Genomic DNA, 14,858 nt, shown 5'->3' with positions numbered 1-14,858 from the left:
GCCGCGATCACTGCGGCCTGCCTACGTGGGGCCAGTTAAATTTCACAGTTCACTATCTTGAAGGAGTTCGCGACTATGGCTGCCGTCTGCGACGTATGCGCCAAGGGGCCCGGCTTCGGTAAGTCGGTCTCGCACTCGCACCGGCGTACCAATCGTCGCTGGAACCCGAACATTCAGACTGTTCGTGCCGAAGTTGCCCCCGGAAACACCCGGAAGCTCAACGTCTGCACGTCCTGCCTGAAGGCTGGAAAGGTTGCTCGGGGCTGACCCCGACGCTGCGTGTGTTCCGAAGCCCCCGACACCTCGGTGCCGGGGGCTTCGTCATGTCGCATCGATGCAGCACATCGGGTCCTGGTGATGCCGGGTCGGGCGCCACGTAGGGTGCAACCGTGACTTCTCTCGATGGACTCAGCAAAGTACAGCTCGACGAGGGCGTGCTCCGCATCACGATTTCGACCGCCGACAACGGCACATCGCTGGACGGCGAAGGCCTCGATCAGGGCACACGTGCCCTCGAGGCCGTGGGCGATCGGATCGGTAGCGTTCTCCTCGTCGGCGAGGGGCCGAACTTCTGTGCCGGCGGTAATGTCCGCGCCTTCGCCGCCGCACCCGTGCGCAGCGAGTACGTCGCCGAGATCGCGCGCGTCTTCCACGCCTTCGTGCGCGCTCTCGACGCGGTGACCGTTCCGGTGATCGCCGGTGTGCACGGGTGGGCTGCAGGCGCGGGAATGAGCCTCGCCTGCCTCGCCGATGTCGCGATCGGCGGGCCCGGCACCAAGATGCGGCCGGCGTACCCCTCGATCGGTTACACGCCGGACGGCGGTATGTCGTGGACTCTTCCGCGGATCGTCGGCATCACCCGTGCTCGCGAAATCCTGCTGACCGATGCGGTTCTCAGCGGCGACGAGGCCGTACGCCTCGGAATTCTGAGCCGCTTGGTCGGTGACGACGTGGTGCAGGACGAGGCGCTTCGACTCGCGCGAACCCTGGCTGCGGGCCCGACCTCCTCGTACTCCGGGATCAAGACCCTGCTCTCCGCATCGACCACACGCACTCTGGCAGAGCAACTCGATGCGGAGGCCGCCTCGATCGCCGTCGCAGCGGACAGCCCGATCGGACGTGAAGGCGTCGATGCGTTCGTCGAGAAGAGACGCGCAGACTTCGCATCGATCAAGGAAGTGCGGGCGTAAACGCTAGGGCAGTTCCCAATTCACAGGTTCGGCGCCGAGGCTGTCCAGCAGTTCGTTCGCTCTGCTGAACGGACGTGAACCGAAGAATCCTCGTGAGGCGGACAGCGGTGAAGGGTGAGCGCTCTCGATCGTCGGCACGTCTGCGAGCATCGGCTTCAAGGTGGACGCGTCCCGGCCCCAGAGAATGGCGACGAGGGGTTCGGTTCGCTCCACCAACGCGCGAATTGCCTGTTCCGTGACAGCTTCCCACCCCTTCCGCCGATGGGAGGCCGGAAGTCCCGGCTGGACGGTCAGGACCCTGTTCAAGAGCAACACACCCTGACGAGACCACGGTGTCAGATCTCCCGTGGACGGCGTCGGAAAACCGAGGTCCTTGCTGTACTCGGCGAAGATGTTGCCGAGACTGCGGGGAACGGGTCGCACGTCGGGCGCCACCGAGAAGCTGAGCCCCACGGCGTGCCCGGGAGTTGGATACGGGTCCTGACCGACGATCAGCACCTTCACTTCGGCGAAGGGGTGCGTGAACGCGCGCAGCACGTTGTCGCCGGACGGAAGATACTCCCTGCCCTCGGCAATTTCCGCGCGGAGGAATGCACCCATCTCGGTGATGCGATCGGCTACCGGAGCGAGAGCCTCGGCCCAGCCGGCCTCCACCAGATCGGATAGCGGCGCAGCCATCAGTCGAGCCTGCGCAGGGCGTCGCGGTAGTACGCCGCGTTGGCCGAGTACATCTTCACGTTCATTTCCACGTGCCCCTCGGGAACCTCGTAGCCTTCTCGGATCTTGGCGGGCACGCCGAGTGCCATCCGTCTCGGCGGCACCTCGAACTTGAACGGAATGACAGCGCCCGCCCCGACCACGGAACCGGCCCCGATCACCGAACCGTTCAACACCACCGAACCCGACGCGATGAGGCAATTATCCCCGATCGTGGAACCCTCGATGTGTGCCGCGTGTCCGACGACGCATCCGGACCCGATGACGGTGGGGTCGATCGGCGTGCAATGGATGACGGTGCCGTCCTGGATGTTGGTCCCGGCACCAATGGAGATGGTGCCGTAGTCGGCGCGGAGCACGGCCTGCGGCCACACCGATGCGCCCGCCGCGAGCGTGACGTTCCCGATCACTACCGCGTCGGGGTGGACGTAAGCGTCCGGGGAAATGTCCGGTTCCTGCTCGCCGAGTGCGTAGATAGCCATGGGTGCAACCTATACCGAGAAACTCTGCCAGCCGGAGGCCCCCGGCCACCGCCGGCCGTCGACCGTGATGCCCGTCCCGTCATGGACCGTTCCGATGCGAAGCCAGCCCTCGGGTAGCGGCACGCCGGAGGGGAAGGTGGCGGCGAAACCGTGGTCTTCTCCCCCGGTCAGTACCCACTCCCAGTAGTCGGTCCCCAGGATCGCAGCTGCGGACACCAGGTCCGGCGACACGGCGATGTCGTCCCGCGCGAGCGCCATCCCGACTCCCGACGCGGCGCCGATGTGCCCGAGATCGGCGAGTAGCCCGTCGGAGATGTCGGTCATCGAGTGTGCGCCCGCCTCGGCGGCGGTCCACGCCGCTGCATACGGTGGGTGCGGTACGCGGTGGGCGGCGAGAAGTCCGGGAAACCGAGTCGATTCCGCGAGGAAGAGGGCCAGACCACAGGCGGATGCACCCAGCGTGCCTGCGACAGCGACGACGTCGCCCGCCTGGGCGCCCGAGCGAAGGACGGCGCGCTGCCCAGCGAGGTCACCGAGCACCGTGACAGAGATCACGACGGAATCCGCCTGAACCAGATCGCCGCCGACCACGCCGGCACCGAGTTCCTCGGCAGAATCCCAGATTCCCGCGGAGATACCGTCCGCCACCTCCACCGGGGTATCCGGCGGCAGACCGAGCGACACGAGAAACGCGGTGGGCCGCGCCCCCATCGCCGCGACATCGGCCGCGTTCTGGGCCACCGCCTTGCGCCCGACCTCACGCGGAGACGACCAGTCGAGCCGGAAGTGCCTGCCTTGCACCAGCATGTCGGTGGACACGACGACGCGGCCGTCTCCTGCCCGGACGAGCGCGGCATCGTCGCCGGGGCCGAGAAGTGTGGTGGGCGGCTGGACGCGACCCTCCACGGCGCGGTCGATCACGGCGAACTCCCCGACATCCGCGACGGTGCGGGGAACGGGGGAACCCGGGGTATCCGTTGGTGTGATGGTGTGCCTCCACGAGCGCCGTTGTGTCGGATCACCCGGCGCAGCGCCAGTGTGGCCGGTCGACGGAATGTGCGACTGCGGTACCTTTTAGCTGTTGCCGGGACTCTCCGGCACGTGACCGATCAGCGCGCCGAAGCACCCGCGACTCTACCGAGATCCATGCGGGGCGGAGCAGGGAAGGGCCGGAGCGAGAGTGCAAGCGTTCATCCTGATCCAAACCGAGGTCGGACGAGCTTCGGCCATTGCGGCGCAGATCGCGCAGATCACCGGGGTGCAATCAGCGCAGGACGTGATCGGGCCGTATGACGTGATCGCGCGGGTCAGCGCCGACGACATCGCGCCGGTGACGCAGGAGATCCGCCGGGTCCCCGGTATCACCCGCACCCTCACCTGCGACATTCCCGAGAAGCCGAAGACGATCTGAGCATGCCCGAACACGAATCGCGCCCGACCGACGCAGCTACCGATACCGAACCCGTCGAGCGGCGTAATCCTGCTCTCATCGCCACTGCGGTGGCGCTTCCGGTCGCGTTGGTGATCGGCATCGTCGTCGCCGCGGTCATTGCCGGGCGCAACCCTGCGAAATCCCCCGTGTCGCTGGGTCCGGTGCCCGCTCCCGCGGCTGCCTCCGCGGAGTGCACGGCGTTGATGGCCGGTCTCCCGGACGCATTGGGCGAGTACACGCGAGCCGAACTCACTCCACCGGCACCCGCGGCGACCGCGGCGTGGCAACCGGCCGAGGGTGAACCACTCGTTCTGCGATGCGGCCTCGACCGTCCCGCAGAGTTCGACCAGGCGTCGTCATTGCAGGTGATCAACGGGGTGCAGTGGTTCGAGATCTCCGGGGAGAGCGCAGGAATCGACGCGAGCAGCTGGTTCGCCGTGGACCGCGGGATCTACGTAGGGCTTACCGTTCCCCGGGGCGTCGGGCCGACGCCGCTGCAGGAAATGTCGGATGCGGTGTCGAAGGTTCTGCCACAGAAGCCGCTGGACCCCGCACCCGTCCCCAATCCGTGAACCACAGCGAGCGCAGCAAGCCGGGCGCGCACATCGTCTAGCGCAGCCCGGTGCCCCGGGCGAGCGCAGTATCGACCAGGGTGGACACGAGGGTGCCGTAGTCGACTCCGATCGCTCCCCACATGCGCGGATACATCGAGATCGAGGTGAACCCGGGCATGGTGTTGATCTCGTTGATGACCGGACCGTCTTCGGTGACGAAGAAGTCGACACGCGCGAGACCCTGGCAGTCGAGGGCGGCGAAGGCGCGCACCGCGAGAGCGCGAATGTCTTCGCTCACCGATTCGTCGAGTTTCGCGGGCACATCGAACTCGCACACATCATCGAGGTACTTGCTGTCGAAGTCGTAGAACGCCTCGTCGCTGCCCGACGCAGCCGGCATCCGGATCTCGGCGACGACGCTGGCCCGGACTTCGCCGTCCGGGAATTCGAGAACCCCGCACTCCACCTCACGTCCACTGATCCCCGATTCGACGATCACCTTGGGATCGTGCTCACGGGCGTGGGCGATGGCATCGTCGAGGGCGGCCCAGTCGGCGACCCGGGTGATGCCGATGGACGAGCCCCCTCGCGCGGGCTTCACGAACACCGGCAGATCGAGGCGGGACTTCTGCTCCTCGGTGAGATTGTCGGTACCCGGCCGCAGCACCACCTGAAATCCGATGGGCAACCCCTCGGCCGCAAGCAACTTCTTGGTGAACTCCTTGTCCATTCCGGCAGCGCTCGCGAGTACGCCGGGACCGACGTACGGAATTCCGGCGAGCTCGAGCAGACCCTGGATCGTGCCGTCCTCGCCGTAGGCGCCGTGCAGGACGGGGAATACCACGTCCACCGAGGCGAGGATCTTCCCTGCTTCACCGTCGTCGAGAGCAACGAGGTCGCCCGAGCGGGTGGGGTCGGCCGTCAGGGCCAACGCGGAACCCCCGGCATCGACGCTGGGCAGCGACCGGCCGCGGATGGACAGGGAGGCGGGATCGGTGGAGCCGAGAACCCACGACCCTTCGGTCGTGATACCGATCGGCACCACCTCGTACCGTTCGGGGTCGAGGTTCCTCAGGACGCTCCCGGCGGAGACGCAGGAAACGGAATGCTCGTTGCTACGGCCACCGAAGATGACGGCTACCCGGGTACGCGGTGTGCTCACGAACAAACCGTACCGCCGCCCCGCCGTGCCCACCGCACCCACCTCCGATCGCCGACACTTCGCCGACCTCACGACTTCGAGCCGACAGCCGCGGTCACACTCTCGACAGTGCCCGTTCGACGTCGGTAAGGAGATCGTCGGTGTCCTCGATCCCGCAGGACAGTCGTACGAACCCGTCGGGAACCGCATCTCCCCACCTCGCCCGGCGATCGGCCGTGGTGTGGATGCCACCGAAGCTCGTCGCCGAAACGAGTAGTTCACTGCCCGCCACGAAGCGATGGAACTGCTCGGCGGAGCCGAGTTCGAAACTCACCAGTCCACCGAATCGGCGCATCTGCCCCGACGCGACGGCGTGGGAAGGATCACTCGCCAGACCCGGATAGCGCACCCGTTGCGCCGCGGGATGCGCGGCCACAAGGTCTGCGACAGCCGACGCGTTGGCGCATTGCCGCTCGAAACGCAGCCCCGCAGTTCCGAGACTTCGGTGGGCAAGCCATGTCTCGAATGGCCCGAGCACCGTTCCCGACAAAGCTCTTTCCCGCTCCATCCCGGCGAGGAATTCGGCGTCCGATACCGCGATGTAGCCCATGAGGAGGTCGCTGTGCCCACTCAATGCCTTTGTGCCACTGGCAACCACGACGTCTGCGCCGAGTTCCAGAGGTTGCTGGCCGAGCGGGGTCGCCGTCGTGTTGTCGACGACGAGCACGGCCCCGGCATCCCGGCACCGCTGCGACAGCGCGCGTAGGTCGACGACGTCGAGGGACGGGTTGGCGGGAGTCTCGGCGACGACAACCGTCGTTCCTTCCGCCGACGCCAACAGTGCCGCGGTGCTCTCGCTCGCCATGTCCGAGGTCGTCACTTCGTGCACGGTGATGCCCATCGGCTCCCACCGCTCCCGCGCGTAGGCACGGACTTGGTAGTACCCGTCCGCCGGAACGATCACCGTGTCCCCTGCCGTGAGAAGAGTGCGCACTGCGACGGTGACCGCAGACATCCCGGAGCCGACCACCAGCGCCCCGGAGGCGCCTTCGAGCGTGGCGAGCGCCGATTCGAGATCGCGCCAGCCAGGATTCGATGCCCGGGCATACGTGTCCGACTCGGTTCCTTCGTCGGCGCTCAGCTGGTACGGGGCGGCGAACACCGGCCCCCGCTGCATCGGAGACCCTGGATGCGCTTCTGCCGCAACAGCTTTGACACAACGGGTGGAGTCTCCGCTCACCCGGTCACTCCGACTTCGTACGACGGCCGAGCAACTGGCCGATCGCGTCCTGCACGACGAGACCTTCATGACACACGCGGTGCACGGCGTCGGTGAGCGGCATTTCGACGTCGTAGCTCGATGCGAGCGCCCGAACCGACGAGCAGGATTTCACGCCCTCGGCCACCTGTCCGTGAGTGGCCTCCTGGGCGGTCTCCATGGACCCGCCCTGCCCCAGCCGCTCACCGAAGGACCGGTTTCGCGACAGCGGGGACGAGCACGTGGCTACCAGGTCGCCCACGCCGGCCAACCCTGCAAGGGTGGTCGGTTTTGCACCCAAGGCAACACCCAGACGAATGATCTCCGCCAGGCCGCGCGTAATGATGCTCGCAATTGTGTTGTCGCCCAATCCACTTCCGGCTGCCATGCCGCACGCGAGGGCGATCACGTTCTTACATGCGCCGCCGATCTCGCAGCCGATCACGTCGGAGTTCGTGTACGGACGGAAGTACCCCGTGGCCGACGCCTTCTGCAGCGCGAGCGCGCGCGTCGAGTCGGTGCACGCGATCACTGTCGCCGCCGGTTGTTCGATCGCGATCTCGCGGGCAAGATTGGGTCCCGACAGGACGGCGACACGCCCCGGATCGGCGCCCGTGACCTGGACGATGACCTGACTCATCCGCATCAGAGTGCCGGTCTCGATCCCCTTCGCGAGGCTGAGGAGGGTGGCATCCTCGCCGATCATCGGACTCCACTCCGCCAGATTGCTTCGCAACGACTGGGAGGGAACGGCGAGAACGACGAAGTCTGCACCGTCCAGCGCGGCCGCCGCATCGTCGGTGGCAGTCAGCGTCGACGGAAGCGTGACGCCGGGTAGATAGTCGACGTTTTCGTGCCGCCCGGCGATCGATTCGGCGACCTCGGCGCGGCGCGCCCACATGGTGACATCGGTTCCGGCATCGGCCAGGACCTTCGCAAAAGCCGTCCCCCACGAGCCTGCCCCCAATACAGCAGCCTTGCTCACACAGCCCCCTCATCATCGATTCTCTTCGTATCCCGCTCACAGTAGCGCCGATACCGGGGCACGACACCGCAGCGTCTGGACTGGACTGGCAAGATATCGGGCATGAGCACCGCGACTCCATCCGTGACGCCGCGCGCGCACGTACTGGTCGCGGTCAAAGAACTTCACGTGGCCAAAACCCGCCTGTCCGGAATGTTCGACGTTGCCGACCGCACCGGCCTGGTGCTGTCGATGCTGCGCGACACCCTGACGGTGGTCCGTGACGTCGACTCCGTGGTGGGTGTCACGGTGGTCACGCCCGATGCGGCAGTCGCGCGTCTCGCGCGTAGCGTCGGCGCCCAGGTCTATGCCGATCCCACATCGACGCCGGTCGAGGGCGGTGTGGACGAGCAGGGTAGCGAGGGAGACCAGGGCGAGCACGGACTCAATGCGGCGCTGGCGGCCGCGGCCGACCATGTTCGAAAGAATGAGCAAGGTGTGGATGTCGTGGCCCTGCAGGCCGATCTCCCGTCGCTGCGCAGTGACGAATTCGGCGAAGCTCTCGCTGCGGCCAGAACCGGCGGCCGATCGGTGGTCGTCGACCATCACGGAACCGGCACCGCGGCACTGTTCTCGTGCGACCCTTCCGTTCCGCTCGATCCGCAGTTCGGGCCAGGATCGGCGCGGCGACACCTCGAGTCGGGGGCCCGCCCGTTGCACGGGCACTGGCCGGGTTTGCGAACCGATGTGGACACCGCCGACGACCTGGATACCGCTCGCGCACTCGGAGTCGGGCCTGCCACGCGCGCTGCGCTCGACGCTGCAACTCCTATCGCCGCTTCCCCGGGCGGAAAGTCGTAGCCGACGACCAGTGTGAATTTGCCCCATCGATTGTCCGCAGGAGTTTCCTCGAGGGATGATCGTGATGTGAGTAATGGCGAAGCACTCGACCGGCAGACCGACGTCGACGACAAGAACGGATCGCACGACGGCACCCTCGTGGTGAACTCGACGACCATCCCGATGGCGCCTCCTGCGGCTACGAATGCTCCCGCGAGCGTCCTCACCGAGGGACTGCCCGAAGATCGTTATCTCAATCGGGAACTCAGTTGGCTCGACTTCAATTCGCGTGTTCTCGCGCTTGCCGAGGACACGTCACTGCCGCTCCTCGAGCGTGCCAAGTTCCTCGCGATCTTCGCGTCCAACCTGGACGAGTTCTTCATGGTGCGGGTCGCGGGCTTGAAACGACGGGACGAGACCGGTCTGTCCGTGCGTTCCGCGGACGGTCTCTCCCCCCGGGAACAGCTCTCGCTGATCGCAAAGCGCACCCAGGAAATTTCCGACAAGCATGCTCGGGTGTTCCTCGACTCCGTGCGTCCGGCGCTTGCCGCGGAAGGGATCTCCATCATCGGGTGGTCCGATCTCACCGATGACGACCGGGTACGCCTGTCGGTGCATTTCCAGGAGCAGGTCTTTCCGGTGCTCACTCCCCTCGCTGTGGACCATGCGCACCCGTTCCCCTACATCAGCGGGCTCAGTCTCAACCTCGCGGTGACGGTGAAGGACGCGGCTACCGGCGGCGAACACTTTGCTCGCGTCAAGGTTCCGGACAACGTGGGTCGGTTCGTCCGCGTCAACCGCAACGAAACCCCGTCTTCGATCGACGCCTTCCTCCCCATGGAGGACCTCATCTCGGCCCACCTCGACGTGTTGTTCCCCGGTATGGAGATCGTGGAGCACCACGCTTTCCGCATCACGCGCAACGCCGATTTCGAAGTCGAGGAAGATCGCGACGAAGACCTCCTGCAAGCGTTGGAACGGGAATTGGCCCGTCGGCGCTTCGGATCACCGGTGCGTCTCGAAGTAGCCGACGACATGACCGAGCACATGCTCGAATTGCTGCTGCGCGAACTCGACGTCGACCCGGGTGACGTCATTCAGGTACCCGGACTCCTGGACTTGTCGTGCTTGTGGCAGGTGTACGCGGTCGACAGGCCGGCACTCAAGGACCGGCCGTTCGTGCCTGCGACCCATCCGGCTTTCGGCGAGCGGGAGACGCCCAAGAGTGTCTTCTCCACACTTCGCGACGGCGACGTGTTGGTGCACCACCCGTACGACTCCTTCTCCACGAGCGTGCAACGTTTCATCGAGCAGGCGGCGGCCGATCCGCAGGTTCTGGCGATCAAGCAGACCCTGTACCGGACTTCCGGTGATTCGCCGATCGTCAACGCGCTGATCGCCGCCGCCGAGGCAGGCAAACAGGTTGTGGCTCTAGTCGAAATCAAGGCCCGGTTCGACGAGCAGGCCAACATCAAGTGGGCCCGCAAACTCGAACACGCAGGCGTTCACGTGGTGTACGGACTCGTCGGACTCAAGACGCACTGCAAGACCTGCCTCGTCGTCCGTCGTGAAGGTTCGGCGATCCGCCGTTACTGCCACATCGGTACCGGCAACTACAACCCGAAGACGGCCCGGCTCTACGAAGACGTGGGGCTGCTGACAGCCGCTCCCGAGATCGGCGCGGACCTCACCGATCTGTTCAACTCGTTGACGGGCTATTCCCGCAAGACTCACTACCGCAATCTCCTCGTTGCGCCCTACGGAGTCCGCCGGGGAATCATCGAGCGGATCGACGCCGAGGTGGCCCGCAAACTGCAGGGCCACGAAGCCGGAATTCGCATGAAGGCCAACGCGCTGGTCGACGAACAGGTGATCGACGCGCTCTATCGTGCGTCCAAGGCCGGCGTTCCGGTGGACATCGTCGTCCGTGGAATTTGCGCTCTGAAACCGGGAGTTCCGGGAATGAGCGAAAACATCGTGGTTCGCTCCATCCTCGGCCGATTCCTCGAACATTCCCGAATCTTCCATTTCCGCGGCGCCGACGAGTTCTGGATCGGCAGCGCCGACATGATGCACCGCAATCTCGACCGGCGCGTCGAAGTGATGGCGCAGGTGAAAGATCCTCGCCTCACAGCGCAGATGGGGGACATTCTCGATTCTTCCCTCGACCCCACCACTCGGTGTTGGTTGCTGCAGCCGGACGGACGTTGGGCGGCGGCACCGGCGGACGGTGAGGATGTGCGCGAGCACCAGGAGGCCATGATGCGGACGCGGATGGGTGGCGGATCCTGAACGCGACGACGGCGCGGCAGAAGGAAGGAACCCGTTGAGCAGCTCAGGTGACAAACCCGTCAGAGCCAACATCTTCGCCGCCGGTGCGGTGTTGTGGCGAAAATCTCCCGACAATCCCGACGAGACGGAGGTCGCGCTCGTTCACCGGCCGAAATACGAGGATTGGTCTTTCCCGAAGGGCAAGCTCGATCCCGGGGAGACCGCGGTCGTTGCCGCGGTGCGCGAGGTAGAGGAAGAAACGGGCCTCCGAGGACGTCTCGGTCGCCACCTCGGGGCATTGACCTACCCCATCCCCGGACACCGGCGATTGAAGCGCGTCGAATACTGGGCAGCCGAGGCGCGGGAAGGCGTTTTCGAGGCCAATGACGAAGTAGACGAATTGCGCTGGCTTCCGGTCCCCCAGGTCGCCGATCAATTGTCGTATCCGATGGATCGCAAAATTCTGCGCCGATTCAGCGCCTTACCTCCCGACACCGCAACAGTGTTGCTGGTACGCCATGCGAAGGCAGGGAGTCGGAAACGGTACAAGGGTGACGACGACACCCGACCGCTCGATCCGACCGGCGAATTGCAGGCAGACGCACTCGTCACGCAGCTCCGGGCTTTCGGCGCCACCGAGATTTCTTCTGCAGATCGCACGCGGTGCACCCAGACCATGGAACCGCTGGCGCGCTCGCTGGACACCACGATCCGGGTCGAGCCGCTGCTGTCCGAAGAGAGTTACAAGGCCGATCCCGCCGCCGCACGGACCCTCGTGCGCAAAATCGCCGCACGCGGTGGAGTGCAGGTGATCTGCAGTCAGGGCGGGGTCATTCCCAATCTGCTCGAGTGGTGGGCGAAGACTGATGGTGTCTCACTACCGCCGGCGCGCAACCGGAAAGCGAGCACGTGGGTGCTCTCGCTCTCCGGCGGGAAGCTCATCGCAGCCGACCACATCGACAGCCCCCTCCCACTGTCTCGTCAGGACTGAGCTGCCCGAAGCTTCGCCCGGGGCAGCACACACACAGGCGCCGACCACGAGATCGTGGTCGGCGCCTGCTGTCACGCGGAGCGCTGCGTGCGCGAGCTCTACTTGCTGCGCTTGGCCGGAGCCTTCTTGGCGGCGGTCTTCTTCGCCGTCGTCTTCGCGGGCGCCTTCTTGGCGGCGGTCTTCTTCGCCGTCGTCTTCGCGGGCGCCTTCTTGGCGGCGGTCTTGGTGGCCGTGGTCTTGGCCGGAGCCTTCTTGGCGGCGGTCTTGGTGGCCGTCGTCTTGGCCGGAGCCTTCTTGGCGGCGGTCTTGGTGGCCGTCGTCTTCGCGGGCGCCTTCTTGGCGGCGGTCTTGGTGGCCGTCGTCTTCGCGGGCGCCTTCTTCGCGGCCGTCTTCTTGGCGGCGGCCGACTTCTTCGCCGCTGCCTTCTTGGCCGCAGCCTTCGTGGCGGTTGCCGATGCACCGCGCTTGACCGCGGGACCCGTGGCCGGAAGCTTCTGGCCGCCAGCGATAACCGCCTTGAACTGGGCGCCCGGGCGGAATGCCGGCACCGACGTGGGCTTGACCTTCACGGTCTCACCCGTGCGGGGGTTACGTGCCACACGGGCCGCACGGCGGCGCTGCTCGAAAACACCGAATCCGGTAATGGTCACACTGTCGCCGCGGTGCACTGCCCGAACAATGGTGTCCACAACATGCTCGACAGCTTCAGTTGCCGTGCGCCTGTCCGAACCCAGCTTCTCGGTCAGAACATCGATGAGCTCTGCCTTATTCATTGAAAATCCTCCGCGAACTAATGGCCCACCATTGGACCGACTACGAACTACGGTAAACCTGAATACCGCAGGAGTCTATGTGCCACGCCAATTCTCATACAACGCGGCACCATTCTCAGGGAATTGTTATCTGGCGGAGAGACTCGGATTTGCTCTGTCAGTCGGTCGAAACAGGCTCCGGAAGCGTCGTTGGTTTCCAAGAAGGCCTTGACTTTTCGAACTCAGAAATGGCCTCTACCTGCCGTAATGTCAATCCGATGTCGTCCAGACCCTCAATCAGGCGCCAACGGGTGTAGTCATCAATCTCAAAGGGCACCACAGTGGTTCCGGCCGTGACCGTCTTGTTTTCGAGATCGACGGTCAATTCGAGACCCGGCTGCTCGTCGAGCAACTTCCAGAGCAGTTCCACGTCCGATTGGGCCACCTGAGCGGCCAGCAGGCCGGCCTTGCCGGCGTTCCCACGGAAGATGTCGGCGAACCGCGACGCGATCACGACCCGAAAACCGTAGTCGGATAGTGCCCACACCGCGTGCTCCCGGGACGACCCCGTGCCGAAGTCGGGACCAGCGACCAGAACGCTGCCCTTGTCGTACGGTGCGACGTTGAGAACGAAGGAGGGGTCACCCCGCCACGCGGCGAAGAGGCCGTCCTCGAAACCTGTGCGCGTCACTCGCTTCAGATACACGGCCGGAATGATCTGGTCCGTGTCCACGTTGGATCGCCGCAGCGGAACGCCGATACCTTTGTGTGTGCTAAAGGATTCCATCGAAAAATCTCCTAAATTCCTTGAGTCCTAGGCCAGATCTGCCGGAGCGGACAACGTTCCCCGGACCGCGGTCGCGGCGGCCACGAGCGGCGAAACGAGATGCGTCCGACCTCCCTTGCCTTGACGTCCCTCGAAGTTTCGGTTGGACGTGGAGGCCGAACGTTCCCCCGGCGCCAGCTGATCCGGGTTCATTCCGAGGCACATCGAGCACCCGGCCTGGCGCCACTCGGCACCCGCAGCGGTGAAGATCTCGCCGAGTCCTTCCTTTTCCGCCTGCGCGCGAACCCGCATCGAGCCGGGCACAACGAGCATCCGGACGCCTTCCGCAACGTGGCGGCCACGCAGAACCTCGGCAACGGCACGAAGATCCTCGATCCGGCCGTTGGTGCACGAGCCGACGAAGACGGTGTCGATCGCAACCTCACGCAACGGGGTCCCGGCTTCGAGTCCCATGTAGGTCAACGCTTTCTCGGCCGCCTGCCGTTCGCTCTCGTCGGCGATGTCGGCGGGGTCGGGAACGGCCTCACCGAGCGGCAGACCCTGCCCGGGGTTGGTGCCCCACGTCACGAACGGCGTCAAAGTGCTCGCGTCGATGTGGACTTCGTTGTCGAAAACGGCGCCCTCGTCAGTCTTCAGCTGTTCCCACGCCGCCACTGCGGCGTCCCAGTCGGCGCCCTGGGGAGCATGCGGACGACCCTTGATGAATTCGTACGTGGTCTCGTCGGGTGCGATCATCCCGGCGCGGGCGCCCGCCTCGATCGACATGTTGCAGATGGTCATCCGCGCTTCCATCGACAGCTTCCGAATCGCCTCGCCGCGATATTCCAGAACGTAGCCCTGACCGCCGCCGGTTCCGATCTGCGCGATGACGGCGAGAATGAGGTCTTTACTCGTGACACCGTCGGGCAATTCGCCGTCGACGGTGACAGCCATCGTCTTGAAGGGCCGCAGCGACAGCGTCTGGGTCGCCATGACGTGCTCGACCTCGCTCGTGCCGATTCCCATCGCGAGTGCGCCGAAGGCGCCGTGCGTGGAGGTGTGGCTGTCACCGCACACCACCGTCATGCCCGGCTGTGTCAGACCCAGCTGGGGGCCGACCACGTGCACGATGCCCTGATCGATGTTTCCCATCGGATGGAGACGGACACCGAACTCCTCGCAGTTCCGCCGGAGCGTGTCGACCTGAGTCCGGGAGATGGGGTCTGCGATCGGCTTGTCGATGTCCACGGTGGGAACGTTGTGGTCCTCGGTGGCGATTGTGAGATCCGGCCTGCGCAGGGGCCTGCCGGCGAGCCGCAATCCGTCGAACGCCTGCGGGCTCGTCACTTCGTGAACGAGATGCAGGTCGATGTAGATGAGATCGGGATTGTTCCCCTCACCCCGAACGACGACATGGTCGTCCCACACCTTCTCTGCCAGGGTGCGTGCTTTCTCCGCCATCTTCTCCACCTCTGTGTGTCACTTCGCACAGCGGGCTTC

General features: G+C 65.4%; 16 protein-coding genes. 7 read left to right on the top strand and 9 right to left on the bottom strand.

Going from position 1 to position 14,858, the window contains the following annotated elements:
- Nucleotides 1–75 precede the first annotated feature (75 nt).
- On the top strand, nt 76–267 hold the full coding sequence (gene rpmB, locus JQT59_RS19525) for a 50S ribosomal protein L28 (protein ID WP_109330998.1): 192 nt from the start codon (nt 76–78) through the stop codon (nt 265–267).
- Between the two features lie 122 nt (nt 268–389).
- Nucleotides 390–1,190, top strand: coding sequence for an enoyl-CoA hydratase/isomerase family protein (locus tag JQT59_RS19520; RefSeq protein WP_213571646.1), 801 nt, complete (start codon nt 390–392; stop codon nt 1,188–1,190).
- Between the two features lie 3 nt (nt 1,191–1,193).
- Here the strand turns inward: JQT59_RS19520 and JQT59_RS19515 are convergent, their stop codons facing one another.
- Genes JQT59_RS19515 through JQT59_RS19505 form a run of 3 tightly spaced genes read right to left on the bottom strand, consistent with a single transcriptional unit; the run spans nt 1,194 to nt 3,310 of the window.
- The gene (locus JQT59_RS19515) at nt 1,194–1,871 is read right to left on the bottom strand and encodes a uracil-DNA glycosylase (protein ID WP_213577891.1); all 678 of its coding nucleotides are present in this window, start codon (nt 1,869–1,871) and stop codon (nt 1,194–1,196) included.
- Entirely contained in the window at nt 1,868–2,389 is a 522-nt protein-coding gene (locus JQT59_RS19510) for a gamma carbonic anhydrase family protein (RefSeq protein ID WP_109331003.1), read from the bottom strand. Before JQT59_RS19510 ends, JQT59_RS19515 begins: the two co-directional genes overlap by 4 nt.
- Nucleotides 2,390–2,398: 9 nt before the next feature.
- Nucleotides 2,399–3,310 (bottom strand): thiamine-phosphate kinase, encoded by a 912-nt coding sequence (locus tag JQT59_RS19505; protein WP_397517973.1) that lies wholly within the window; start codon nt 3,308–3,310, stop codon nt 2,399–2,401.
- Between the two features lie 259 nt (nt 3,311–3,569).
- Between JQT59_RS19505 and JQT59_RS19500 the strand changes: the two genes are divergently transcribed.
- Nucleotides 3,570–3,800, top strand: a complete 231-nt coding sequence (locus JQT59_RS19500) for an Lrp/AsnC ligand binding domain-containing protein (protein ID WP_109331007.1) — start codon at nt 3,570–3,572, stop codon at nt 3,798–3,800.
- A 2-nt stretch (nt 3,801–3,802) separates the two neighbouring features.
- Complete coding sequence (locus tag JQT59_RS19495) at nt 3,803–4,393, top strand: DUF3515 domain-containing protein (RefSeq protein ID WP_213571645.1); 591 nt, start codon at nt 3,803–3,805, stop codon at nt 4,391–4,393.
- Nucleotides 4,394–4,430: 37 nt separating this feature from the next.
- Here JQT59_RS19495 and JQT59_RS19490 read toward each other — a convergent pair whose 3' ends face one another.
- From JQT59_RS19490 to JQT59_RS19480, 3 genes are all read right to left on the bottom strand, one after another.
- Nucleotides 4,431–5,537 (bottom strand): D-alanine--D-alanine ligase family protein, encoded by a 1,107-nt coding sequence (locus tag JQT59_RS19490; protein ID WP_109335186.1) that lies wholly within the window; start codon nt 5,535–5,537, stop codon nt 4,431–4,433.
- A gap of 94 nt (nt 5,538–5,631) precedes the next feature.
- Nucleotides 5,632–6,756: a cystathionine gamma-lyase gene (locus tag JQT59_RS19485; RefSeq protein WP_213571644.1), complete on the bottom strand. Its 1,125-nt coding sequence runs from the start codon at nt 6,754–6,756 to the stop codon at nt 5,632–5,634.
- Between the two features lie 4 nt (nt 6,757–6,760).
- A complete protein-coding gene (locus JQT59_RS19480) occupies nt 6,761–7,759 on the bottom strand; it encodes an NAD(P)H-dependent glycerol-3-phosphate dehydrogenase (protein ID WP_213571643.1) in 999 nt (332 codons plus the stop codon).
- Between the two features lie 123 nt (nt 7,760–7,882).
- Between JQT59_RS19480 and cofC the strand changes: the two genes are divergently transcribed.
- The 3 genes from cofC to JQT59_RS19465 all read left to right on the top strand — a co-directional run bounded on the left by cofC (nt 7,883) and on the right by JQT59_RS19465 (nt 11,840).
- Complete coding sequence (gene cofC, locus JQT59_RS19475; protein ID WP_317746617.1) at nt 7,883–8,599, top strand: 2-phospho-L-lactate guanylyltransferase; 717 nt, start codon at nt 7,883–7,885, stop codon at nt 8,597–8,599.
- A gap of 66 nt (nt 8,600–8,665) precedes the next feature.
- The gene (locus JQT59_RS19470) at nt 8,666–10,870 is read left to right on the top strand and encodes an RNA degradosome polyphosphate kinase (protein ID WP_213571641.1); all 2,205 of its coding nucleotides are present in this window, start codon (nt 8,666–8,668) and stop codon (nt 10,868–10,870) included.
- 34 nt (nt 10,871–10,904) lie between these two features.
- Nucleotides 10,905–11,840, top strand: a complete 936-nt coding sequence (locus JQT59_RS19465; RefSeq protein ID WP_213571640.1) for an NUDIX hydrolase — start codon at nt 10,905–10,907, stop codon at nt 11,838–11,840.
- Nucleotides 11,841–11,938: 98 nt separating this feature from the next.
- Here the strand turns inward: JQT59_RS19465 and JQT59_RS19460 are convergent, their stop codons facing one another.
- The 3 genes from JQT59_RS19460 to leuC all read right to left on the bottom strand — a co-directional run bounded on the left by JQT59_RS19460 (nt 11,939) and on the right by leuC (nt 14,828).
- Nucleotides 11,939–12,613: an HU family DNA-binding protein gene (locus JQT59_RS19460; protein ID WP_213571639.1), complete on the bottom strand. Its 675-nt coding sequence runs from the start codon at nt 12,611–12,613 to the stop codon at nt 11,939–11,941.
- A 157-nt stretch (nt 12,614–12,770) separates the two neighbouring features.
- On the bottom strand, nt 12,771–13,379 hold the full coding sequence (gene leuD / locus JQT59_RS19455) for a 3-isopropylmalate dehydratase small subunit (RefSeq protein WP_109331021.1): 609 nt from the start codon (nt 13,377–13,379) through the stop codon (nt 12,771–12,773).
- Between the two features lie 27 nt (nt 13,380–13,406).
- Nucleotides 13,407–14,828: a 3-isopropylmalate dehydratase large subunit gene (gene leuC / locus JQT59_RS19450; RefSeq protein WP_213571638.1), complete on the bottom strand. Its 1,422-nt coding sequence runs from the start codon at nt 14,826–14,828 to the stop codon at nt 13,407–13,409.
- Nucleotides 14,829–14,858 lie beyond the last annotated feature (30 nt).

Origin of the sequence: Rhodococcus sp. USK13, from assembly GCF_018343855.1 — a bacterium.
In the GTDB taxonomy this organism is placed as follows: domain Bacteria; phylum Actinomycetota; class Actinomycetes; order Mycobacteriales; family Mycobacteriaceae; genus Rhodococcus_F; species Rhodococcus_F oxybenzonivorans.
The sequence above is the reverse complement of the archived record's forward strand: the minus strand, read 5'-3'. Positions and strand labels throughout refer to the sequence as shown.